Annotated in this window: 24 protein-coding genes; 10 read left to right on the forward strand and 14 right to left on the reverse strand. The window is 35.4% G+C overall.

The genetic code is table 11. The features are described from left to right. The first annotated feature begins 8 nt into the window (after window positions 1–8). The 5 genes from accB to holA are packed head-to-tail and all read left to right on the forward strand — an operon-like array spanning window position 9 to window position 5,688. Window positions 9–458, forward strand: a complete 450-nt coding sequence (gene accB, locus M9C83_06915; GenBank protein ID URQ66372.1) for an acetyl-CoA carboxylase biotin carboxyl carrier protein — start codon at window positions 9–11, stop codon at window positions 456–458. Beyond that, window positions 458–1,792: an acetyl-CoA carboxylase biotin carboxylase subunit gene (gene accC / locus M9C83_06920; GenBank protein URQ66373.1), complete on the forward strand. Its 1,335-nt coding sequence runs from the start codon at window positions 458–460 to the stop codon at window positions 1,790–1,792. Before accB ends, accC begins: the two co-directional genes overlap by 1 nt. Next, entirely contained in the window at window positions 1,792–4,239 is a 2,448-nt protein-coding gene (leuS, locus tag M9C83_06925) for a leucine--tRNA ligase (protein ID URQ66374.1), read from the forward strand. Before accC ends, leuS begins: the two co-directional genes overlap by 1 nt. Beyond that, window positions 4,236–4,730, forward strand: a complete 495-nt coding sequence (locus tag M9C83_06930; GenBank protein ID URQ66375.1) for a hypothetical protein — start codon at window positions 4,236–4,238, stop codon at window positions 4,728–4,730. Before leuS ends, M9C83_06930 begins: the two co-directional genes overlap by 4 nt. Next, window positions 4,717–5,688: a DNA polymerase III subunit delta gene (gene holA / locus M9C83_06935; GenBank protein URQ66376.1), complete on the forward strand. Its 972-nt coding sequence runs from the start codon at window positions 4,717–4,719 to the stop codon at window positions 5,686–5,688. The genes M9C83_06930 and holA overlap by 14 nt, the downstream gene beginning before the upstream one ends. On the opposite strand, the gene M9C83_06940 is transcribed toward holA, so the two are convergent. The 9 genes from M9C83_06940 to M9C83_06980 form a co-directional block, all read right to left on the reverse strand. After that, a complete protein-coding gene (locus tag M9C83_06940; protein URQ66377.1) occupies window positions 5,685–6,524 on the reverse strand; it encodes an aminotransferase class IV in 840 nt (279 codons plus the stop codon). The genes holA and M9C83_06940 overlap by 4 nt on opposite strands. An 8-nt stretch (window positions 6,525–6,532) precedes the next feature. Continuing rightward, a complete protein-coding gene (locus M9C83_06945) occupies window positions 6,533–7,699 on the reverse strand; it encodes a D-alanyl-D-alanine carboxypeptidase (GenBank protein ID URQ66378.1) in 1,167 nt (388 codons plus the stop codon). Continuing rightward, entirely contained in the window at window positions 7,700–8,674 is a 975-nt protein-coding gene (gene mltB, locus M9C83_06950; protein URQ66379.1) for a lytic murein transglycosylase B, read from the reverse strand. Beyond that, window positions 8,671–9,795, reverse strand: coding sequence for a rod shape-determining protein RodA (rodA, locus tag M9C83_06955; protein ID URQ66380.1), 1,125 nt, complete (start codon window positions 9,793–9,795; stop codon window positions 8,671–8,673). Before rodA ends, mltB begins: the two co-directional genes overlap by 4 nt. Next, window positions 9,792–11,630, reverse strand: a complete 1,839-nt coding sequence (gene mrdA, locus M9C83_06960; protein URQ66381.1) for a penicillin-binding protein 2 — start codon at window positions 11,628–11,630, stop codon at window positions 9,792–9,794. Before mrdA ends, rodA begins: the two co-directional genes overlap by 4 nt. Window positions 11,631–11,635: 5 nt before the next feature. Next, entirely contained in the window at window positions 11,636–12,103 is a 468-nt protein-coding gene (gene rlmH, locus M9C83_06965) for a 23S rRNA (pseudouridine(1915)-N(3))-methyltransferase RlmH (protein ID URQ66382.1), read from the reverse strand. After that, a complete protein-coding gene (gene rsfS, locus M9C83_06970) occupies window positions 12,103–12,426 on the reverse strand; it encodes a ribosome silencing factor (GenBank protein URQ66383.1) in 324 nt (107 codons plus the stop codon). Before rsfS ends, rlmH begins: the two co-directional genes overlap by 1 nt. Further along, entirely contained in the window at window positions 12,423–12,992 is a 570-nt protein-coding gene (gene nadD, locus M9C83_06975; protein ID URQ67408.1) for a nicotinate (nicotinamide) nucleotide adenylyltransferase, read from the reverse strand. Before nadD ends, rsfS begins: the two co-directional genes overlap by 4 nt. Before the next feature lie 73 nt (window positions 12,993–13,065). Beyond that, the gene (locus M9C83_06980; GenBank protein URQ66384.1) at window positions 13,066–14,334 is read right to left on the reverse strand and encodes a glutamate-5-semialdehyde dehydrogenase; all 1,269 of its coding nucleotides are present in this window, start codon (window positions 14,332–14,334) and stop codon (window positions 13,066–13,068) included. Between the two features lie 44 nt (window positions 14,335–14,378). Between M9C83_06980 and M9C83_06985 the strand changes: the two genes are divergently transcribed. Together M9C83_06985 and M9C83_06990 are read left to right on the forward strand one after the other, a co-directional pair. Then, window positions 14,379–14,978, forward strand: a complete 600-nt coding sequence (locus tag M9C83_06985; protein URQ66385.1) for a DedA family protein — start codon at window positions 14,379–14,381, stop codon at window positions 14,976–14,978. A gap of 2 nt (window positions 14,979–14,980) precedes the next feature. After that, window positions 14,981–16,381, forward strand: a complete 1,401-nt coding sequence (locus tag M9C83_06990; GenBank protein ID URQ66386.1) for a carotenoid oxygenase family protein — start codon at window positions 14,981–14,983, stop codon at window positions 16,379–16,381. On the opposite strand, the gene M9C83_06995 is transcribed toward M9C83_06990, so the two are convergent. Both M9C83_06995 and mpl read right to left on the reverse strand, forming a co-directional pair. Further along, the gene (locus M9C83_06995) at window positions 16,378–16,974 is read right to left on the reverse strand and encodes an LON peptidase substrate-binding domain-containing protein (GenBank protein ID URQ66387.1); all 597 of its coding nucleotides are present in this window, start codon (window positions 16,972–16,974) and stop codon (window positions 16,378–16,380) included. The genes M9C83_06990 and M9C83_06995 overlap by 4 nt on opposite strands. Then, window positions 16,974–18,323 carry a UDP-N-acetylmuramate:L-alanyl-gamma-D-glutamyl-meso-diaminopimelate ligase gene (gene mpl, locus M9C83_07000; protein URQ66388.1) on the reverse strand — a complete coding sequence of 450 codons (1,350 nt, stop codon included), beginning with the start codon at window positions 18,321–18,323 and terminating at the stop codon, window positions 16,974–16,976. The genes M9C83_06995 and mpl overlap by 1 nt, the downstream gene beginning before the upstream one ends. A gap of 63 nt (window positions 18,324–18,386) precedes the next feature. Between mpl and M9C83_07005 the strand changes: the two genes are divergently transcribed. Continuing rightward, on the forward strand, window positions 18,387–19,643 hold the full coding sequence (locus M9C83_07005) for a 6-phosphofructokinase (GenBank protein URQ66389.1): 1,257 nt from the start codon (window positions 18,387–18,389) through the stop codon (window positions 19,641–19,643). Here the strand turns inward: M9C83_07005 and M9C83_07010 are convergent. Both M9C83_07010 and M9C83_07015 read right to left on the reverse strand, forming a co-directional pair. After that, a complete protein-coding gene (locus tag M9C83_07010; GenBank protein URQ66390.1) occupies window positions 19,640–20,818 on the reverse strand; it encodes a saccharopine dehydrogenase NADP-binding domain-containing protein in 1,179 nt (392 codons plus the stop codon). The two genes, M9C83_07005 and M9C83_07010, sit on opposite strands and share 4 nt — an antisense overlap. Beyond that, window positions 20,811–21,224 carry a PaaI family thioesterase gene (locus M9C83_07015; GenBank protein ID URQ66391.1) on the reverse strand — a complete coding sequence of 138 codons (414 nt, stop codon included), beginning with the start codon at window positions 21,222–21,224 and terminating at the stop codon, window positions 20,811–20,813. Before M9C83_07015 ends, M9C83_07010 begins: the two co-directional genes overlap by 8 nt. 66 nt (window positions 21,225–21,290) lie before the next feature. On the opposite strand from M9C83_07015, the gene M9C83_07020 reads away from it, so the two are divergent. Continuing rightward, on the forward strand, window positions 21,291–22,475 hold the full coding sequence (locus tag M9C83_07020; GenBank protein ID URQ66392.1) for a CoA transferase: 1,185 nt from the start codon (window positions 21,291–21,293) through the stop codon (window positions 22,473–22,475). A gap of 9 nt (window positions 22,476–22,484) precedes the next feature. Beyond that, complete coding sequence (locus M9C83_07025) at window positions 22,485–23,648, forward strand: acyl-CoA/acyl-ACP dehydrogenase (GenBank protein ID URQ66393.1); 1,164 nt, start codon at window positions 22,485–22,487, stop codon at window positions 23,646–23,648. On the opposite strand, the gene M9C83_07030 is transcribed toward M9C83_07025, so the two are convergent. Beyond that, window positions 23,649–24,131: a DUF2244 domain-containing protein gene (locus tag M9C83_07030; GenBank protein URQ66394.1), complete on the reverse strand. Its 483-nt coding sequence runs from the start codon at window positions 24,129–24,131 to the stop codon at window positions 23,649–23,651. Window positions 24,132–24,141 lie beyond the last annotated feature (10 nt).

Below are 24,141 nucleotides of genomic sequence, written 5' to 3' on the forward strand. Positions count from 1 at the left end.
GAGACAGAATGGACATAAGAAAAGTAAAAAAATTAATCGAAATGCTGGAGAATTCAAACCTTGAAGAAATAGAAATACAAGAAGGAGAAGAGTCAGTTAGATTGGTTAAGAGTCATGGTAATCTCCGAAATATTGCACCTCAATCTATAGTGGTACCCCAAGAGAATAAACAGGAAATTATCACAGAGGAAACTCAATCTGATGAAGTGACTAAAGATGATAGTAATTCAATCAATTCACCGATGGTAGGCACATTTTATGCCTCAGCTTCGCCTGGCGCCAAACCCTTTGTATCAGTTGGAGATATCGTTGCAGAAGGAGATGTAGTTTGTATAGTCGAAGCTATGAAAATGATGAATGAAATTAAGTCTGATTTCTCTGGAAAAGTTTTATCTATAAATGTTGAGAATGCCGAGCCGGTTGAATATGGTCAATTACTTTTTGAACTTTCAAAATAATGCTTAGTAAACTTTTAATCGCCAATAGAGGCGAAATAGCACTTCGTATCCTTAGAGCAGCAAAAGAGTTAAAAATTCCAACTGTTGCAGCCTATTCAGAAGCGGATAAAGATCTGATGCATGTGAAAATGGCTGATGAATCAATCTGTATAGGACCTGCAGATTCATCTCAAAGTTATCTAAACATACCAGCAATAATAAGTGCTATGGAGCTGTCAGGATCGGATGGAGTTCATCCAGGTTATGGCTTTCTCTCAGAAAATCCTGATTTTGCAGAAAAAGTGGAAAAAAGTGGTTTTGATTTTGTAGGCCCCTCAGCTTCAGTCATCAGAATGATGGGGAATAAAGTTTCTGCAAAGGAGTTTGCCTTAAAATCTGGTCTGCCCATTGTTCCAGGTTCTTCCGGAGCAGTAGATGAGAATGTCCACGAGGAAGCAGAAAAACTTGGTTATCCAGTAATAATTAAAGCTGCTTCAGGCGGTGGCGGTAGAGGAATGAAGATAGTTTACTCACCAGAAGAATTAGATGGTGCAATTGAATTAACTCAACAGGAGTCTGAAGTAGCTTTTGGGGATTCAACAGTTTATCTGGAGAAGTTTTTAGAAAATCCCAGGCATATTGAAGTTCAAGTTTTGGCTGACAGACATGGAAATATAATTCACCTTGGAGATAGAGATTGCTCTTTGCAAAGAAGGCATCAAAAAGTGATTGAAGAAGCTCCTGCCCCTGGAATTAAAGAGAACAAAAGGCAAGAAATATATGAGCAGTGTATAGAAGCATGTCGTCAATTAGATTATGTGAGTGCGGGTACTTTTGAGTTTCTCTATGAAAATGATAATTTTTATTTTATTGAGATGAATACAAGAATCCAAGTAGAGCATCCAGTTACAGAAAGTGTCACGGGAATTGACCTAGTTAAACTTCAGCTAAGGATAGCAAGAGATGAAGAAATTAAAATCAAACAAGAAGATATTGTCTTAAAAGGTCATGCCATAGAGTGTAGAATTAACGCAGAAAACTCTGAAACATTTTTGCCCTCCCCCGGTAAAATTCTTGAATATCACGCACCTGGAGGTATCGGAGTTAGAATGGATTCTCATTTGTACAAAGATTATGTAGTGCCCCCATATTATGACTCCCTTATTGCTAAAGTAATCTGTCGTGCCAATGACCGTGAAGACGCAAGGGCCAGATTAGAAAGAGCTCTAGATGAAATGTATGTTCTAGGAATAGATACAAATTTAGAAATGCATAGAAAATTAATAAATGACCCTAATTTTATTAATGGTACTTTCAATATAAATTATCTAGAAAATCTCAATAAGGAAAAATAATGCCTGATAAAGATCTTCCTTATGAACCGGGAGACATAGAGCATCAGGTTCAAGAGTATTGGAAAGAAAATGAATCGTTTTCTGTAACCGAAGACCATAGTAAAGAGAAGTACTTTTGCCTGAGCATGTTTCCTTATCCCAGTGGATCAATTCATATGGGCCATGTCAGAAACTATACCATTGGAGATGCAATAAGTAGATTTCAAAGAATGCTTGGAAAAAATGTACTACAGCCAATGGGTTGGGATGCATTTGGTCTACCTGCTGAAAATGCTGCAATAGATAATAAGGTCCAACCGTCAGATTGGACTTCAGAAAATATAGAAAGTATGAAAAAACAGCTTACAAGGCTGGGCTTTGCATATGACTGGAAAAGAGAATTTGCAACATCAGAATCAGATTACTATAAATGGGAACAATGGTTCTTCCTGCAAATGCTTGAAAAAGGCCTAGCTTATCAAGAAGAAGCTGAAGTTAATTGGGACCCTGTAGATCAGACTGTACTCGCAAATGAACAAGTAATAGATGGAAAGGGCTGGAGATCAGGAGCAGAAGTAGAAAAAAGGATTTTGAAGCAATGGTTTCTAAAAATCACAGACTACGCAGAAGAACTCCTGCAAGGAACAGATAAATTAGACGGTTGGCCAGATCAAGTAAAAACCCAACAAAAAAATTGGATAGGGAAATCTGAAGGTATGAATTTCAGTTTTGGTATTGAAGACAGAGAAACAGTGATCGATGTGTTCACAACAAGACCTGACACAATAATGGGTGTCTCCTTCATAGCTATATCATCATCTCATTTTCTAATTTCAGATCTTGCAGAAAAAAGAGATGATATAAGGGAATTTGTCGAAAAGCAGAACAAAATAAAAGTATCAGAAGCTGAATTTGCCAAACAAGAAAAAGAAGGCATTTTTACAAATTTATTTGCAATTCATCCTTTCACAAAAGAAAAAATACCCATTTGGATTGCTAACTTTGTTCTGAGTGACTATGGCTCTGGTGCTTTGATGGCAGTTCCAGCTCACGATCAAAGGGATTTTGAATTTGCCACTAAGTACAAGTTACCCATCTTGCCAGTTATAAAAAATAATCATGATGAAGTTAAAATCCAAGAGGCAACTACTGAAAAAAATATTCTCATTAATTCAGGAGAGTTTGATGGATTGAACTTTGATGATGCATTCAAGGCGATAGAAAAAAAGGCAACAGCACTTAGCTGTGGTTACAAAGAGACTAACTTTCGTTTGAGGGATTGGGGAGTGTCAAGACAAAGGTATTGGGGCGCACCGATCCCAATTTTGAGTGATGGTGAAGAAAATTTCCATGCCAAAGATTTACCAGTTGAGTTACCTTCCAAGGTTGAATTCAAGGGTGTCAGTTCTCCTTTGAAGGATATGTCTGAATTCTTAAACGTCGATCAAGAAGGTAAATCTCTTATTAGAGAAACTGATACTTTTGATACATTCTTTGAATCATCCTGGTATTACGCAAGGTTTGCTAGTTTTGATAGTCATGATTCTATGCTTGATGATAGAGCTAACTACTGGCTTCCGGTAGACCAGTATATAGGTGGCATAGAACATGCAGTATTACATCTTCTATATTCACGTTTTTTCTTTAGATGCATGAGAGACTTGGGTCTAGTTGAAGGAGACGAACCTTTCACAAACTTACTTTGCCAAGGTATGGTTTTGAAAGATGGTGCCAAAATGTCTAAATCAAAAGGAAATACGGTTGATCCACAGGGTTTAATTGAAAAATATGGAGCAGATACTGTCAGACTTTTTGTATTATTTGCTGCTCCCCCTGAGCAATCTCTCGAATGGTCTGATCAAGGAGTACAAGGTGCTCATAGATTTATTAACAGAATATGGAAACTGGTTAATAAGCATATACATGCAGGCCTATCAGAAGATTTTGATGTAAATCATTCAAATAAAGATTTGAAATTAATGCGATCAAAGATTCATAAGACTTTATTTAAGGTAAAAGATGATTATTTAAGAAGGCATAGTTTCAATACTGCTATAGCAGCTGTAATGGAGCTCTCTAATGATATTCCTCAAGAATGGTTTGACTCAAGTGCGAGTCCAGAAATGAGAAAAGTTGCCAATGAAGCTATTGAATCAATTCTATTAATGTTAAATCCTATTACGCCTCATTTATGTCAGCATCTATGGTGGCAACTTTATCCTCAAGAGTCGATTATTGATAAGCCTTGGCCGGAAATTGAAGAATCCTTACTGATAGATGACAAATTAAAAATTGCTATTCAAGTAAATGGAAAGCTGCGATCTGAGATCGAAATAGATAAAGGAACTGATGAAGATTCTGTTAAATCTATAGCTCTAAATGACGAAAAAATAATAAAGCATTTAGATGGTGCAGAAGTTAAAAAAATAATTTATGTTCCAGGAAAAATACTGAATATAGTTATATGAAAATAACTCTGGCATTGGATATTAAACTACTGTTAACTTTAGTTTTAATAGTTAATTCTTGTGGCTATGAACTCAGAAATCACTCAAAAAGTTTGTCTAATGAAGTCCTAAATTATGATGCCAAGAAGTCTGAACTGAATCTAGAATTAGAAAATCAGCTTAGTTCAAAGAATTATGTCCTATCTAGAAATGCAGATTCTGACACACGGCTTAAAATAATTAGTCATTCAATAGAAAAATTTGTTGGGTCTGCTGGACAAGGTGCAAGAACAACACAAGTAAGATTAGATTATAAATTGAAATATCAAATAGGAAATGAAGGTGGTAATTTGATAATGCATATTTTCGAAGACTCTTCTTTTATTGATTTTAACCAGTCAAATCTTCTGGCATTTGAAGAAGAGATTCAATCAGTAACCAAAACTTTTATTGCAAGAGCGATAAGGAATATAGAATTTATTGCATCTACTCAATTCAATGAAATTAAGTAAAGCTCAGTTTATAAAAGACTTAGGAACAAAATTAGGTTCTGTTTATTCTTTCTTCGCAGAAGAATCAATTCAAATTTCTGAGTTAACTGATGAGGTTATAAAGAAAGCAAAAACAGCTGGTTTTGAGGATAAGCAGACTTATATAGTTACTAAAGACACAGATTGGAGCTTCCTCAGTTCAGAAAATGAAAATTTTGATTTATTTGGTTCAAAGAAAATAGTTGAAATTAAGCTTATTGGAACTGGTCCAGGAAACAAAGGTTCAAAAGCTATCAAGGATTATTGTCTTGATGTGGATGAAAATAAACTACTTATCATTTCAGCTGAAAGGCTTGAAAGAAAGCAACAATCCAGTGCCTGGGCTAAAGCCTTAGATGAATGTGGCATTTTTATAGTTGAACCACCTGTTAATAAAAGCTCTATGCCTAGCTGGATTAAAACTAAGGCTTCAAGCTTAAACCTTGATTTAGATGATCAGGCCATTCAACTTTTATCGGAGAAAACAGAGGGTAATCTACTGGCAGCGTCCCATGAATTAATGAAACTATCTCTTTTATTTTCTGAACAAAAAATTACATTAGCGAATATGGAAAAATCTATTTCTAATTCTTCAAAATTTGGAATATTCGATCTCTCTAATTCCTTTCTTGAAGGAAATAGAAAAAGAACAGTTAGAATCATTGAGACTTTAAGAGCAGAAGGAACACAACCTCCCCTAGTATTGTGGGCACTTTCTAAAGAAATAAATAATCTATATAAAGTCCTGGAACAAGGGACTACAAAAAATATTTGGGGTCCTAGATATTACTTAGATTTACTTTCTAAACGTTCTAGTAGTCTTTCTTATTCTAAAATAAAAGATTCACTTAAAGATATTGCAGAAATAGATGCCGCTATAAAAGGTTTATCAGATAAGAATCCTTGGCAGTCTATTAGAGATCTAGCATTGGACTTTTAATATGGATTGAAAAGCTTCAGAGCTTTATTCCAAATTAATTGATCAGTTTTTTTTGTAGGAATTTTATAGTCATCAATAAAAGCAACGGGTTGAATTTCTTTAGTTGAACTTGTCAACCAAAGTTCGTCACATTCATATATTGAATCTACAGAAATTTCCTCTTCAAAGACCTCAATATTATTTTTTTTAAGAAGATCGATTATAAAATTTCTCGTTACGCCAGGTAGAATATTCTGATTCAAAGATGGGGTGTAAACCTTATCTTGTTTTACCAAGAAGACATTAGACTTAGAACCTTCGTTTAGTATTCCATCTTTATGTAAAAGGATTTCATCTACTGTTTCCAAAGAGGGATCATGCATAGACAATATATTGCCAATGAGGGCGGTAGTTTTGATATCGCACCTTTGCCATCTAATATCGTCTTCTAAACGCACTCTCAAACCTTCTTTATTGGCATTACCTCTATAGGGATTAATATCTAAATTTTGCGAATTAATGAATAAAGTTGGGACTATATTTCCACTTGCCGTGTGTGATCTTGACTCTTGGACTCCTCGAGAGATTTGTATGTAGAAAGACTGGTTATTATATTCATTCTTTACATGTAAGTTCTTCAAAATACCCTCTAGATTATCAAGTTCAGATGGAGCAGGTATAAAGGTTTTAGCTAGGGATATCTTGAATCTTTGTAAATGTTCTTCAAACAAGAATAATTCTTGGTTATATGAAGGAATAACCTCATAAACGCCATCGCCAAAAGTGAAACTTCTGTCAAGAGGAGAAATCCTTGCTTCATCAGCAGGAATTATTTCTCCATTTAAATAAACCCACATCAATCTAGTTACTCTTCCATAAGAAATTGATATGTAAGTAACTTAATATTTGACCACGCTCTGCCAAAGAAACCTAGAGCAGGAACATCTTTCATAGCTATAAGATCAACAGATGCGAGAGAGTCTCCATCAAGAATTAGATCAACCTTACCAACCACCTGACCTCTTTGAATTGGTGCCTGAAGATAGTCATTTAACTTAATTTGAGGTTCGACTCTTGGGAAGTCCCTGGGTGAAAGGGTTAGATACAATTCTTCGGCGGAGGATAAATTTACCGAATCCGCTTCACCGCCCCACACTTGCTCATTGACAAGAGATAAATCAGCTTCAAGGATGCGTTTTGTTCTGTAATATCTGAAACCATAATCTAACAAACGTCTACTATCAGTTAATCTAGATTTTTCTGAGGAACTTTTCATCGTAACCGCAATTAACCTTGTGTCATTTCTAACACCTGAGGAAACTAAACAATATCCGGCACTTTCGGTATGACCTGTTTTTACGCCATCAATAGATTCATCCTGCCATAGAAGGCTATTTCTATTTCTTTGTTTGATTTCGTTGAAGGTAAAGTACTTCTCTTTATAAAGAGCATAGTGATCAGGAAATTTCTCTATAAGATTTTTTGTTAAAATTGCTAAGTCTTTCGCTGAAGAATAATGTTCGGGGTCTGGCCAACCACTAACATTTTTAAACTGGGTATTCTCCATGCCCATCTCTTCAATATAGAGCTGCATAAGCTCGACAAAACCTTCTTCAGATATAGCCACATGCTCTGCAATAGCACAACTAGCGTCGTTACCAGACTGTATGACCATTCCTTTGATTAAATCTGAAAAAAGAACTCTTGTTCCTTCTCTTATAAACATCTTAGAACCGCCTTTCTTCCAGCAATTCTCGCTAATAAATACTTCATCTTCTAAACTTACAAATCCTTTAGCTATTTGATCTGCAGCAACATAACCCGTCATTATTTTGGTAATACTTGCAGGCTCAATCCTTTCATCAGAATCATTTTCAGCAAGTATTCTTCCTGATACTGAATCCATCAAAATATAATTTGAGGCATTTAAGGAGGGGGGCTTTGGAATGAAACTCTCCTCAGAAAAAAGCGAAAGTGTTGAGATAGCGCTCAGTAAAACTATAAAAAAAGGTAATTTCTTTAATTTTTTCATTTATAAAAACTTGGATAGTGAGTTGCTAAATTCAAAGACCGCCATCACATATAATTTACTTCTATTGTATCTGGAAATAGATTGATAGTTATCAAAGCCAAGCCAGTATTCGTAACCATCTTCAAGATTAAGTGAGATAGGCACAAATTTGAGATTGCTAGGAATAATTTTGGTAGCTTCTAGCCCAAATTTTTCTAGCTCAATTTCTGTCATATAGGGTTTGAATGAGGATGTAATTTCTTTTACTTCGCTTATGGCTTTAGCTCTCATGGCTATAGGCACATTTGGTTTCCATTTACCTTTCTTGTTAAGGAAATTAGCGACACTGCCTATAGCATCTACAGGATTATTTAAAATATCTCTCACTCCATCATTATCGAAATCTACTGCGTAGTCCCTATAGCTATCAGGCATAAATTGACCATATCCCATAGCACCAGCTATTGAACCTTCTATTTCTTCTAGATTAAAGTTCTCTTCTCTGCTTAATAAAAGGAATTCTTCTAGCTGGACTTTAAAGAATTTAGATCTTCGAGGATAATCAAAAGCTAAGGTGGATAGCGAATCTATAACTCTTATATTTCCTTTAATTCTCCCATATCTAGTTTCGATTCCAATAATAGATGCAATAATTTCAGCTGGAACACCATATATTTTTTCAGCTCTTTTTAAATCCTGTTTATGCGAATTAATAAATTCTTTACCAGCGGAAATTCTTGATTCATTTACCATAATGCCTCTATACCTTTCCCATGTCATAGTGCCTTCAGGTTGTCTATTCATTATCCTAACAACCCTTTCTTGATATTTTGCGCGTTGAAAAATGGCTTCTAGATAAGATTTTTCATATCCGTGTTTTTGCGCCATATAGTCTATGAATTCAATAGTTTCATCGTTTTCAGAATAATCGGAATATAAGCTTTGCGAAGCAAATAAGGTAATTATTAGGATTTTGTAATATTTTTTTATATTCATAACTGAGGTCTCTTAGCAGAAAGAATAACCCCAAAAGCCAATAAATGCACAACTATTGAAGTTCCCCCTTGGCTAATCAAGGGTAAAGGCACTCCAACAACAGGAATTATACCGATAACCATTGATACATTAATTAGAATAAATAAAAGGAAGATGAATCCCAAAGAACAGCAGGCAAGTCTTTCGAAAGGAGATTGTGCTGATAAACCAATCTTAAAAATTCGCCATATGATTATTCCATAGACAATAAATAGGCAAGTTATTCCCAATAGGCCAAACTCCTCTCCGATAACAGAAAAAATAAAATCAGAATGACTTTCGGGAATAAAATTAAGCTGGCTTTGGGTGCCCTCTAAGTAGCCCTTACCAAAAAAACCTCCAGAACCTATGGCAGTTTGTGACTGAGCGATATTCCAACCATCTCCGAGAGGATCAACATTACTATCAAAGTAAGTGAGGACCCTTTGTTTTTGGTAATCTAATAAGCTAGACCAAATAAAAGGAGAAACAATTGCCAACATACCTAAATAAGCAGCTATAACCCTGTAAGGCAAACCAGCTAAATATATTGGAATAATTCCAGACGTAAAAACTATTATAGAGGTTCCTAAATCAGGCTGTTCAAAAACCAAGTATGAACACATAAGGGCAGCTAAAGTTGTATAAAGCCAATCTTCTAATCTTATTTTTGATTCCTTCCTATGTAAATAAGCAACAATTGATAGCGGCAAGATCAATCTTATGATTTCAGACGGTTGAAACTGAAAAAACCCCATATCTATCCACCTACTAGTTGTATAGCCTTCAGCTGGATTAAATAGAACATAAATAAGAAGTAAAAGACCAATCCAGTAAGAATGCATCAAAATATTTTTATAGGAGTCAGGTTTTAAATGAGAAATGAAAATCATCATTATTAAACCTGCAAAAACATAAATCGACTGACGCATGATCATCGAAAAGGATTGACCACTTGAGCTGTACAACATTGCCAAGCCAAAGATAAGGACGGCGATAAGGGCTAGCACCAATGTTATGTCCTTAAACACATATCTAAAAGGGTTAAAACTTGTAACCAATGGTTTATTTAGGGAATAATCAAGAGGATTTCTGTTGCTCATGATTCATTGATGTTTATTTGATATTGTTCAATAAGACGCTTAGCAATGGGTGCAGCTACGGCACTTCCAGATTCACCATTTTCTACTATAACAACTACAACTAAATTAGGATCAGGAATAGGGCCATAACTTGCAAAAAGAGCATGATCTCTGTTTTTTATATCTTTTCTTATTCCCTCATATTCTTCTCTTACGGTAAGATCTTGATCAGTAAGGCTTTTAATTTGAGCGGTTCCAGTTTTACCAGCTATAGTTATTCCTCCTTCTTCATATAAATTATGAGCTGTGCCATTCCAAGAATTAATTACAGAGATCATTGATTTTTCAATAATATTCCAATGTTTTGGGTTTTCAATTTGTACTTCCATCAAAAGGTCAGGCTCATAGTCATTAAGCTGATTATTTCTTATGAGTTTAGGCTGAAAAATCTTTCCTTTATTTGCTATTGCAGACAGTGAAACTGCTAATTGGAGTGGGGTAGAGCTTATGTATCCCTGCCCTATTCCAATATTTATCGTATCTCCTACGAACCAAGCTTCACCAATATTACCTAACTTCCAATTTCTAGTTGGTAGAATACTTTTAGATTCATTAATCAAATCTATACCGCTGATTTGTCCAAAACCAAATCTCAACAAAAATGCTGAAATCCTATCAATGGTAAGCTTTGAAGCAAGTTCATAAAAATAAACATCTGAAGACTCGACGATTGCCTTCTTAAGATCTACTTTTCCGTGCCCATCCTCTTTCCATCCACGATACTTTCTTCCTTCTTCTTTTAGCTGAAAAAAGCCTTTATCTTCTATAATAGTTGACTCAGTAATTAGCTCTTCTTCAAGACCAAGCAAACCAATAAAAGGTTTTATGGTTGAGGCCGGCGGGTACAAACCAGATATTGCACGATTAAAGAAAGGTGAATCTTCCAAGGAAGATTGAGAGACAGGCGAACCACTTTCTGAACCGTTTAAAATATTGGGGTTATAGTCTGGTGAACTTACTAGAGCTTTAATAAATCCAGTCGTTGGGTCCAAAGCCACTACAGCTCCTCTTCTATTGGCAAGTTCTTCCTGAGCAATTTTCTGTAACCTTAGGTCAAGAGTGAGTGTTAGGTTGAAAGGCTTGTCGGGGAAAACTCTATTAATTTCTCTAATCTTATTTCCGTATACATCCACCTCCATCAGGCTAATTCCAGCCTTGCCTCTTAGAGTTTTTTCATACGACTTCTCTAGTCCAACCTTCCCAATGAAAGAATCATCAGGATATTCTGCTCTTGATAGAGAAAGTCTTTCATTCGTATTTATGAGACCTAAATGACCGATAGCGTGAGAAAAGAGATTTTTATGAGGAAGATATCTTCTTAATTTGGCTTCAAGTTGAATATTAGGTATTGAATTTTTTTGCACTTCATACTTAGCTAATTCCTGTTCACTTAGATTTCGTGCAAGCCAAATTTTTTCTTCATCTTGATTTGAAACCTCTAACTGATCAATTTTTCTATTTTCATCCAAAACTTTGTTACGTAATTGTTCAACTTGGTCCATTGAAGACTTATATAACTTAGTTTTGATATAGAGATCTTTTGTAACTATATTTTCAGCAATAAGAGTTCCATCTTCCAACTTTATAAGACCCCTAGCTGGATATATAGGTATGTTGATTATTCTATTTTTATCTGACTCGGCCTCGTAATTAACTCTATCTAATACAGTTAATTGAAGTATTTTAAATACTCCTGAGATAATCAGGATCAGTAGAAAAAAAAATATTACACCCGATCTGCTTCTCAATGATTGAGTATCTTTTTCATCTCTTCTTAAATCCTGGATGGTTCTCATTAATTTTACTTATGATAAGGATGATTTTGTGTCATAGACCAAACTCTATAAATTTGTTCCAAGACTAAAACCGGAACAATAGAATGGGGAAAAGTTAATTGAGATAAGGACCAGCAAAAGTCGCATTGCTTTATAAGATTTTGACTTAAACCGTCAGGACCACCGATAATAATAGATAAATCTTTTGAACTGGAGATCCAATTATCAAACTGAAACCTTAATTTCTCAGTACTCATATTCAGTCCTTCTTTGTCTAGGGCAATCACAAATTCATTCTTCTTAACTTTTGATTGTAATAAATTGCTCTCTTTTTCGACAACGTCTAGAACATTATAGTTCCCAATACGGTTGACTGGTTTTAATCCCAGCCAATCAATGTTTATTGATTTATTAAATTTGGATTCATAAGTGCTAAAAGCTTTTTTAGCCCAGTCAGGGCGGCTCGATTCTATTGAAATTAACCTAATTTTCATTAAAGTTCAGGATCCCATAAACTCTCTAAATCATAAAACTCTCTGGCATCTGCTGACATAAGGTGAATGACTACATCTCCTGCGTCAACTAGGACCCAATCATCTCCATCCTGTCCTTCAATCTTGATTCCAGAAATATTTGTTTCTTTTAAGCTCTCCAAGATATGCTCACTTATCGCCGCTATATGTCTATTTGATGTCCCTGACGCAATGACCATAAAATCTGTTAAAGAACTAATCTTTGTTACATCTATTGCTATAGGATTTACTGCTTTGATATCTTCTAAAGAATTGATAATTTTATTTTTTAGTTTTTGAGTCATTGCTCTTGATATAAATTTTGATCTTTAATGAATTGATAAACATCGCTATCTAGTAACGCAGATACGTCTTCATTATTTGATATCAACTCTCGAATCTTAGTAGAAGTAACTTTAATGGGATCTATTGGCAAAATGAAAATTTTGCCTTTTGAATCTTTAAACTCCTGAAAATTTAAAATTCTTTTAGATTCTAAGAGATTTTGTACGTATGAAGTTTCATCAACTTCATATCCCGGTCTTTCCAATATTAGTAAATTAACTTCTTCTAAGAAATTCTCGTACTCATACCAAGTTTCTATCTTCAAAAAAGAGTCCATCCCCATTATCCATACTAAAGTGTCATTTGGATTCTCTTTCTGAATCTCTTTAAAAGTTAAATAAGCATATGAGGGACTTTTTTTTAAAGTCTCTCTTTCATCAATTATCAGATTATTAATGTGGCTTAGCGCAAGATTAACTAGCTTAATTTTATTGAGTTCATTAATTCTTTTCTCTTTATGAGGAGGAGTACCATTTGGCAAAATAATGAGTTCATCTAAATCGATTAAATTAAGAAAATTCTCTATTACTTGGACATGTCCTTTATGTATAGGATCAAAAGTGCCACCAAATATACCGATAAGTTTTTTGTTGGCTATTTTAAACTCCTCTTAAGTTTGAATTACCTTTCACAATAAACTTTTGTGACGTTAGTCCCTCTAAGCCCACGGGACCCCTTGCATGAATCTTATCAGTAGAAATTCCAACTTCAGCTCCTAGTCCATACTCAAACCCATCAGCCCAGCATGTGGGCAAGTTATGCATAACAGAACTTGAGTCCACGTTTTTAAAAAAGTATTCAGCTTTATTTTTGTCTTCAGTGACTATTGAATCTGTATGTTGTGATCCGTACTTTTGAATATGATCTATGGCTTCGCTCATATCTTCAACAACTTTTATGGAGAGAATGGGAGCAAGATATTCAGTTAACCAGTCATCTTCTTTAGCTTCATTTGCATCTATAAATTGAAGTGTTTTTTGACAACCTCTAACTTCCACTCCTTCCGAAGAAAATCTATCTTCTAAGCTAGGCAGAAGTAAAGATGCTACTGAAGAATGAACTAAAAGCGTTTCCATGGCACCGCATATTCCATATCTGTAGGTCTTCGCATTAAAAGCAATATTTTCAGCTTTTTTTATATCTGCTGCCTCGTCTATGTATACATGACAAATTCCATCTAAGTGTTTTATTACAGGCACCTTTGATTCATCAGAAATAAGCTGCACCAAACCTTTACCTCCTCTGGGAATGACTACGTCCAAATAATCATCTAGATGCAGTAAAGTTTTTACAGCTTCTCTATCAGTGGTCTCTACGAGCTGAATACATTCCTTGGGTAAACTGGCTTTTTTAAGACCTTCTTGTAAACAGTTCCAGATGATCTTATTAGAAAGAATGGCTTCTGATCCTCCTCTTAACAGGCAGGCATTTCCAGATTTAAGGCAGAGTGCTGCAGCATCTGCAGTAACATTTGGTCTTGATTCGTATATTATTCCAACAACTCCCAAGGGAACTCTCATTTTACTAACTTCAATCCCAGAAGGCGTAGGATCTAAATCAGTAATTTCTCCTACAGGATCAGGTAACTCAGAAACAACCTGCAATCCAGAAATCATAGAATTAATTCTGCTGTCATTTAGTTCTAATCTATCTATGAGAGCTGATCCTATAGATTTTTGTTTAGCTAAATCTAAGTCTTTTTTATTTGTACTTAATATTTCATCCCTATCAGATTCTATTTGTTCCGAAATGCAGCTCAGTGCCTCATTTTTTTGCTCTAAGGAAGCTTGGGATAAGATTAAAGAAGCTTCTTTTGCTTCAGATCCTAACCGATTCATATAAGTATTTATTTCTTTACTCTGAGTCATTGTTGAATATTCTACCTAAGTATCTATGCTTTCAAAGACTTAAGATGTTCGAATTTAATGAAATAATAATTTGGCTTGAGAATAATCCTCAATGGATTGGCCTAGGAATTATAGGAGCTTCATTTATAGAATCCTTTGCTTTAATAGGAATAATTATTCCTGGTGTTGTTTTACTTGCTTTGATATCAGGATTAGCTTCTTCTTCTATAAGTATTTATGAAGTAGTTTTATTGGCATACGTATCTAGCTTTCTTTCAGATATTGCCAGTTTCTTCTTGGGCTATAGCTTTAGAAATTCACTTAGAAAAATCTGGCCGTTTACAAAATATCCTCATTTTCTTCAAAATGGACAGGCATTCTTTAAAAGGTATGGGATGGTTGGTCTTTTTGTAGGTAAGTTTATAGGTCCAGTTAGGCCCCTACTTCCTATAACAGCAGGATCATTAAACATGAATATAAAGAAATTCTTCTTAGTTGAGATTCTTTCTTGTTTTTTATGGGCATTAGTTTACACCGTACCTGGTTACTATGCTGCGCAAGCCCTGATCTCAGAAAATATCAACCTAGTTGATTCCCTTTTGATTTTGATTGGAGTTGTTGTTTTATTTATGTTAATAAGATACTTTAGTAAAAAATATACATAACTATGACAAATTTATACCCAGATCATCCAAATTTAAGGGGTAATTACGCTCCTTTAAGAATGGAGTGTAATATTCAAGATCTCATCATTGAGGGAGAAGTTCCTAGAGATTTATTCGGTAGTTACTACAGAAATGGTCCAGATCCGCAATTTCCTCCTATGGAAGGAGACTACCACTGGTTTGCAGGCGATGGGATGATACATGCGTTCCATTTTGAAAATGGTAGGATTTCTTATTTAAACCGATGGGCCCAAACTTCTAAGTGGAAACAGGAGAGAAAAGCTGGCAGATCACTCATAAATGCTCTTAATCCAATGGATCCTGATCCAGAATTTAATTTTGAAGGTGAAGATGGAACTGCAAATACCAATATAGTTTTCCACTCTGGCAAACTATTAGCCCTTGAAGAAGGTCATAAACCTTTTGAACTTGATCCTTTAACCTTAGAGTCAAAAGGTGCCTGGAACTATAAAGGAAAACTGGACTCAGCAATGACTGCACATCCAAAGATAGACCCAAAAACTGGAGAGATGATAGGTTTTAGCTATGGTTTTGGGGTAAATAAAATGAGCTACTTTGTAGTCAACTCAGAAGGGATAATGACTACATACAAAGAGTTTAAAACGCCTTACTCAAGTATGGTGCATGACTTTGTAGTTACCACAAAACATGTTATTTTCCCTATATTTCCTTTAATTATTGATTTTAATCTAACAGCAAGCGGTAAATCACCTATTGCTTGGGATGTTAATCGCCCGAGTCAAATAGGGATAATGCCAAGAGATGGTTCAACTGAAGATATAAAGTGGATAGAAAGCGATCCATGTTTTGTCTTCCATCCAATGAATGCCTTCGAAGATGGAGATAAAATAATTGCTGATATGATGCAATTTGAAGAGGCACCTATGTTTCCTCATTTAGATGGATCAAGACCTGATCTTAAAAAAGGTGAAGCCAGATTGAATAGATGGGAAATTGATCTAAGTTCAAACTCGGGTTCAATAAAAAAGCAGTATCTCGACGAAAGCATTGGCGAATTTCCAAGGTTAGACGAAAGAAAAACAATGTCTAAGTACAGATATGGATATTATGCTTCAAATAATGGAGATTCTCCTAAAGGAGTAAGCTTCAATACAGTAACTAGTTATGACTATGATACAGGCCATAAAGATAGTTTTACTCTTTCTGAGTTTGATGCTGTAGGTGAACCAATATTTGTTCCAAAAAATCAGGAATCTAAAGAGGGAGAAGGTTATTTAATCGCACTTTCTTACTTGGGCAAAGAGAATCGTTCAGATTTGATGATCTTTGATGCAGAAAATGTTTCCAGTGGGCCGCTTGCAAAGGCTATGCTACCCCATAGAATTCCTTATGGTTTCCATGGAAACTGGAGACAAGGTTAACCGCCTAATCTTTTAATCAAAACCTTTAAATAATCTAGCTTATCTCGGTTGTTTTCAAATTCTAGAATTGTTTGTTTCTCTTGAGGTCTCAGAGGAAGCACACTCGCCAGGATATAACAAACACTTATAGAACTATGGAGATCAAGATCCAAGTTAAGCTTTTTAATTTCAGGATGATTTGTAATTTCTTTGACCATATTCCATAAATCTAGGTATTTCGGCTCATTTGATAGATTGTCATCTTCTTCGTTAATCCTTTCTATTTTTCCAAGCAATAATTCATCTTCCTTTTTCCATACATCTTTAATCCTGATCTTATATTTACCCTGAACCGTTATGCCTAGTAAGCCATTATCAAGTTTATTAAAATCAACTATCTCGACATAAGTAGCAATTTTATGATGAGGAAGATAATCATTATTTTCTTCGTTAAAATCATCTTTAAATAGGACAATACAAAAACCCTCAGAATTAGCTAGACATTCACTCACCATATCAATATATCTAGGCTCAAATATCTGTAAAGGCAAATAAGCACCCGGCAAAACATTCACAGATAAAGGAAATAAAGCTGAAGAGGTTTCTTTTTCCATTAATTATATTTTTCTAAAAGTTTTTTGGAGAGGTTATCAAAATTGCCATTAGACATAATAAGCAAAATATCACCTGCAACAAATAATGAATCTATACCATCTACAAAATTGTCAACATTACAAATATCAGAAAACTTTGATGGATTCTTATTAATAATTCCTTTGACTTGTTCAGAATCATCTCCTTTCCAAAAGATAAGGTCAGCTGCGGAAACTGAATGCAGTAATTGCTCATCATGAAAACCTGATTTCATAGTATTTGACCTCAGTTCAATCGCAGCTAGTAAGCGTTTTTTAGGAAATTTCTTCCTCAGGCCATCTAGGGTTGTTTTTATAGCTGTTGGGTGGTGAGCAAAGTCCTCTATAATCATGAGGTCTTCTGTATCCAAAATAATATCTTGTCTCTTTGAAACACCTTGAAACTTTTCTAGTGAAGACAAAGAATCTTTCAACGAAATCCCATATTGTTTTGCTGCTAAAGCTGCTGAGATCGCATTTCTTGCGTTGTGCTCACCAAACATCTCCCAATCTATTCGACCTTGTTCTTGATCAATTTTATAGGTAGTTTGCTTTGAGTCATCATTGAATATTACTGAATTTTTGTTATTAATGTTTACGTCATAACTTATTAATTTGCTCCAAGTACCCATGTCGAGAACTTTTGAGATATTTGAATCATCATTTGGAAAAATAATCTGTGCTTCCTTTTTTAAAGTCCTTAGTAAGTGATGAAATTCTCGAAAAATATAAGATATATCAGGAAATATATCTGCATGATCAAATTCTAAGTTGTTTAAGATCAAAGTATCTGGTTTGTAGTGAATGAATTTTGATCTTTTGTCAAAGAATGCTGTGTCATATTCATCCGCCTCAATGACGAATATATCTTCACTCCCAAGTCTCGCAGACTTTTCAAAGTCTTTCGGTTTTCCTGCTATCAGATAGCCGACATCAATATTATTATCTTCAAATATCCAAGCGATCATAGCTGTAGTGGTAGTTTTGCCATGAGTTCCTGATACTGCGATAACTTTCTTATCTTTTATAACATAATCATAAAGCCATTCGGGACCCGAAATAAGATTAGACTTTTTAGAGAGTAAATATTCCAATGCTGGATTGCCCCTGGAGATTGAATTACCAATTACATAGTAATCAGCGACAGGGAGATCAGAGGAGTCATAGCCTTCGATTATTTCTATGCCCATATCCTTCAGATGATCTGACATTGGAGGATATATATTTTCATCACATCCAGAAATCTCTATACCCTTCTCTTTCCCCATCAAGGCAAGACCGCCCATAAAAGTTCCGCAAATACCAAGTATATGAACTCTTTCTTTAGACATGACTTCATTATAACTATCAAGAATGATTACAAGATAGATTTGTTTTAAAGTATTATTCTTACAATGAAATCTCAGAATGCAATCTATGCTCAATCAGGAGGGGTTACTTCTGTTATCAATGCAACTGCCTCTGCGGTAATAGAGGCTTCTAGAAAATCAAAGAAAATTAATAAACTTTATGCTGGCAAGGATGGAATCATTGGGATACTCAATGAAGAACTAATTGATACCAGTCTAGAAAATTTTTCCGATATCAAAAAATTAATGCACACTCCAGGAGGCGCTTTTGGTTCCTGTAGACATAAACTCAAAGACGTCAATCAAAGTAAAAGAGAATATGAAAGACTCATTGATGTTTTTAAGGCTCATGACATTGGTTACTTTTTTTACAATGGCGGAGGTGATTCTCAAGACACCTCAAACAAAATCGCCCAATACACAAAAGATGCAGGATTTCCCGTTACCTGCATTGGCATACCAAAAACAATAGATAATGACTTGCCCTATACGGATAACTGTCCCGGTTTTGGATCCGTTGCAAAGTATATTGCCACATCAACTAAAGAAGCGGCTTTGGATGTAAAAAGTATGTCTAAGAGCTCAACCAAAGTATTTATCTTTGAGGTTATGGGCAGACATGCAGGATGGTTGGCTGCTTCTGCAGGTCTTGCTAAATCAAAAAATAACTCTGCTCCTCATATTATCTTACTCCCAGAAGTAAGCTTTAATGAAAAATTATTCCTAAAAAAAGTAAAAGAAGTTGTAAAAAAAGAGGATTATTGCGTCATTGTCGTGTCTGAAGGAGCTAAATACAAGAATGGAAAATTTCTTGCAGATGCAGGGACAGTGGACTCATTTGGTCATAAACAACTTGGTGGGGTTGCACCTCGTATTGCTGAAATGATAAGCAATAAATTAGGTTTTAAATATCATTGGGCAGTCTCTGACTACTTACAACGTTCGGCTAGACATATTGCATCCCAGGTAGATTTAGATCATGCATATGCAGTGGGAAAAGCAGCTGTTGAATACGCTTCTTCGGGAGAAAACGCGATTATGCCAATAATAGTTAGAAAAAAAACTAAGTCATATTCCTGGGAGGTTGGAAAAGTTGCATTGAGCAAAGTAGCAAATATAGAGAAAAAGATGCCTAGAAATTTCATCTCAAAAGATGGTTTTGGTATTACTCAGTCTTGTAAAAATTATCTAAGCCCATTAATTCAGGGTGAGGCTTGGGCGCCATTTGAAGATGGTGTAATTCAAACTGCTTCTTTGAAAAATAAACTTATCAGAAAAAAGCTTAGAAATTTCAAAATTTAAGACATAACTTTAAATTCAATTTCTGCATTTTTTAATCTATCAACCAATACCTCTCCTAATCCAACAGCAGAGGTTAGAACTCCTCCATACTCCGGACCACCGGGCAAGTTATCAGAACGTGCAAGAGCCATTGCGGATTCACAAACTAATTTAGCCGTAGATTTATAACCCGGATCTCCAGACCCATACATTGTACAAATCTTCTTTTCATTATCTTCAGAACGAGCTACAAAAGTAGCCCTAAACCAACCATTATCTTGTGTTTCTTGACTAGGTCCTTCTCCTGGTTTGGGAAGGAAAGGTCTTACTAAATGTTTTATTGGAGTACTTAAAACTATAAAACCGATTAGGAGTCCTATCGAAGCTAATCTTGCATTTCTTTTTGAAGAAAATAAACCATGTTCTCCAAAAGTAAAGTTGTTTCCATAGGGTCTTTGATTCTGCTCCATTAGAGCGGCAGATCGTCTTACAACTCTTGTATTGGCTACAGCCATTACGCCTACACCGGCCCATCCATCAAGGCCATCAATTTTCTCTACCTTAAATCCATCTTTAGAATTTTCCCTCTGCTCATCTGATACTGTATCTTCAGGATTCAAAACAAAAGGGTCTCTCATTTCTTTTCCAACGCCATCCATAGTAAATATTGTCTCGGTTGTTCCGCCTGAGGCCCCGCCTTGAGCTTCATGATAGACGTCCACTCTTAATACAGGTTTGTTAAATTGAGAAATAGTAAAAAAAGCTCCGATATCAGAAGGTATGGAATCATAGCCGCAAGATGGAATAATTCTTATTCCTTTAGAAGCAGCTTCATCATGATGTTTATCAATTAAACCTTTTACCCAATGATTCTCTCCAGTTATATCAGTATAGTGAGAGCCTTCTTCAACACATGCTTGAACCAGCAAAGAGCCATATCTTGCAAATGGCCCAGCAGTAGATAAGACAACTTTAGTTTGACTTGTCATTAGTTTTAAAGCATCTAAGTCTGCTCCATCAGCTACAACTACGTCACAATTGAGATTAAAGTCTGATTTAATTTGCTCAAGTTTCTCTTTATTTCTTCCTCCAATCGCCCAAGTCAAATCAGGATAATTATCTCGAATGTACTTACAACAAATCTGACCTGTAAAACCGGTAGCCCCGTAAAGAATTATTTCGTACTGTTTATCCATTATTTTTAATTATTCTTCCGACTCCTCCAAAAGTAATTATAGTCTCTCCATCCACAGTTATATCACCTTCTGAAAAACCTAATGATTTCCCGATTTTTTTCGGTTTACAGCGGATTAACAGCTTGCTGCCTATAGGTGCAGGGGCTAAAAACTCTGAATGAAAGCTGACCGTTGTAACTAAACTATTTCTGTCTTTCATCATAGAGGATGTCAGGCAAAAATCAGCTAATGCCATGAGCGCTCCACCGTGTGCTGAGTTGTAAAAATTACTATGTTCCTCTTTAGCAAAAAAGATCATAAATAATTGATCATCTTCTTTTTTATAAAACCCTGGACCTAAATTTTCTATATGAGGTTGGGGAATTTTTAACTCCTTGAAACCATCTGGTATTTCTTGATCTGTCATAGCTTGATTATAATCCTAGTATGCATTAAATAAATGGGGAAGTTTAATTTAAAGGAAACAAGTTGTATGAGTGGAATTTTAGAGGGTGTAAAAGTTCTAGATTTTGGAAGATATATTGCAGGACCTTTTTGTGGTGCACTGCTTGCAGATTATGGCGCAGAAGTTATCAGAATAGAAAGAATTAGTGGAAGTGAAGATAGATATGTAACGCCCGTAACAGAAGATGGACAGGGAGCGATGTTTCTTCAGCTCAATCGAAATAAAATGGGTTTAACCTTAAATCCAACTAAAGATAAAGGTAGGGAAATAGTAAGAAGACTTGTAGAAAATTCTGATATTGTTATTGCAAACTTACCAGAACAGACACTCAAATCAATGGGTCTTGATTATGATGATCTTAAATTAATAAATCCAGGGATAATACTGACTTCAAACACAGCTTTTGGAACAACCGGTCCTTATGCAGAAAGAGTTGGATTTGACGGCGTTGCTCAAGCTATGTCAGGTGCTATGGATATGACCGGGCAGCCGGACCAACCAACTAAAGCATATGCACCATATGTAGATTTTTGTAGTGCCTCGCTTGCGGCCTTTGGAACTCTATTAGCGTATTTGGAAAAACAAAAAACTGGTAGAGGTCAGAGGGTTCAAACATCCTTATTACAAACAGCGCTTACAACAACTAACAGTCTTTTAATCGAACAAGAAATACTAAATGTTAATAGGGTTGCATCTATGAATAGAGCCCAGACATCAGGTCCATCAGATACATTCAAAACAAAAGATGGATGGATCCTTGTTCAGACCGTAGGAGGCCCACTTTTTGAAAGATGGGTCAAACTGATGGGAGAAGAGGATTGGTTAACTGATGAGAGGTTTAAAGATGATTTAAGCAGAGGCGAAAACGGAGAACTTATAAGTGCAAGGATGTCAGATTGGTGTGCAGAAAGAACATCTCAAGAAGCTATAGCTGCTTTAGAGAGTTCAAGAATTCCAGTAGGAGAAGTACTTAAAGCAAAACAGACACTTAATGAAGAACATATTATCGAAAAGGGTTCTTTTATTAAGATGAGTTATCCAACCATGGATGAAGAATACTCGGTAGTTGGTCCTGCAATAGAATTATCAGAAAATCCAGGACAAATAAAAACTAGATCGCCTGAATTAGGTGAACATAATGTAGAAATTCTTTCTGGCCTTGGCTACACTCAAGAAGATATAGAGAAATTTAAAATAGATAGAATTATCTAGGAGAGCAATATGGACTTTAAACTATCTGACCAACAAAAAGAACTTCAAGATACTGCAAGATCATTTGCTCAAAATGAAATGGTTGAAGTGGCCGATTCAATGGAGAAGACAAGCGAGCCACTTTCTAAGGAATGGCTAAAAAAATACTCAGAAATGGGTTTTTTAGGCATCAATGTTTCTGAAGATTATGGCGGACTAGGTTTATCTAATTTAGATGCGCTACTTGTCATGGAAGAATTCGCTAAAGTTTCTTCAGCAGTTGCTTTTCCAATATTTGAAAGTTGTGTCGGTCCTGTTAAGGCAATAGAACATTTTGCTTCTGAAGAATTAAAGCAGAAGGTCATTCCTGAAGTTTGTGCAGGAAATATAGTAGTTGCTGTTTCAATGTCAGAACCAAATGCAGGTTCAGCCTTGACTGATCTGACTACAAAAGCTGAAATTAAAGACAACAAATTTATTCTAAATGGTACTAAAAGATGGTGTTCTGGTGGAGGTCATTCTGAGGGTTATGTTGTTTACTGCAGAATGTCAGATGATCCAGGTGCAAATGGTATTGGAGCAGTTTATATCGAGAAAGATGCTCCTGGAGTAAGCTTTGGTCAGCAAGAAAAGCTTATGGGTTGGAATGGTATACCCTCTGCAGACATTTATTTTGATAACGTAGAAGTTCCAGTTGAAAATATAATTGTTGAAGCTAATGGTGGTTTTAAAAAACTGATGGAAGCCTTCGATCTTGAAAGATGTGGCAATGCGATAATGTGCCTAGGACAAGCTTCTGGAGCATTAGAGAGTGCAATTGACTATGTTCAAGAGAGAGAACAATTTGGTAAGCCCATTGTTGAATTTCAAGCTGTCCAAATGAAATTAGCGGAAATGGCAATGAAAGTTGAAGCATCAAGGCTTCTTATCCACCGAGCAGCTCATAATGCCCAGGAAGGTTTCCCAAGTATCTTCGAGTCGAGTGTTGGAAAATGTTTTTCAAATGAGACTGCTCGAGAAGTAGTTGCATCTGCTATGCAGCTAATGGGTGGCTATGGATTTAATAAAGAATACTCCATGGAGAGAAAATATAGAGATGTTTGGGGCTGGGGAATAGCTGGTGGAACTATAGATATTCAAAAGATTAATATTACTTCAGCAATGGTGGGAAAAAGATTTAACCAAAGAAAGTAGTTACTTTAATTCCAGAATTATTCTTTCAAGGTTTTCTACTAATTCTTCTTTTTCATCTTCAGTAAGAAAGTCGCCTATTGGGACGCGCTCTCCTTTTGAAGAAACTACTATATGCGCTGGATACCAAGGATGCTCTGGTCGCTCTACTGAAACAAAAGACCACATCCTAAAATATTCCCAAACTTGGTCTCGTTTTCCTTGTCCTTTTTCAATTTTTAATGTTTCTTTTGTTAGGGTTATCACTTCTTGCTTATAAGTATTTTTCATAACTAAATAAACGCATACACCAACAAAAAGTATTTCTAATCCTGCAAATGGCAGAATCATAGTGGCACCGGCTAGGGCAAAACCAATACCAATTGATAAACATGTGAATGCTATTATAAGGATAAAAATCAAACTAGATTTCCAATCAGAAGATTGATTGGGACGAAGCAATATCCTGTATATTTTGTCTTCTAAGTTATTTTCAATTTTGACCATATAAAAAGGG

The organism is SAR86 cluster bacterium (genome assembly GCA_023703575.1).
GTDB lineage: Bacteria > Pseudomonadota > Gammaproteobacteria > Magnimaribacterales > Magnimaribacteraceae > Magnimaribacter.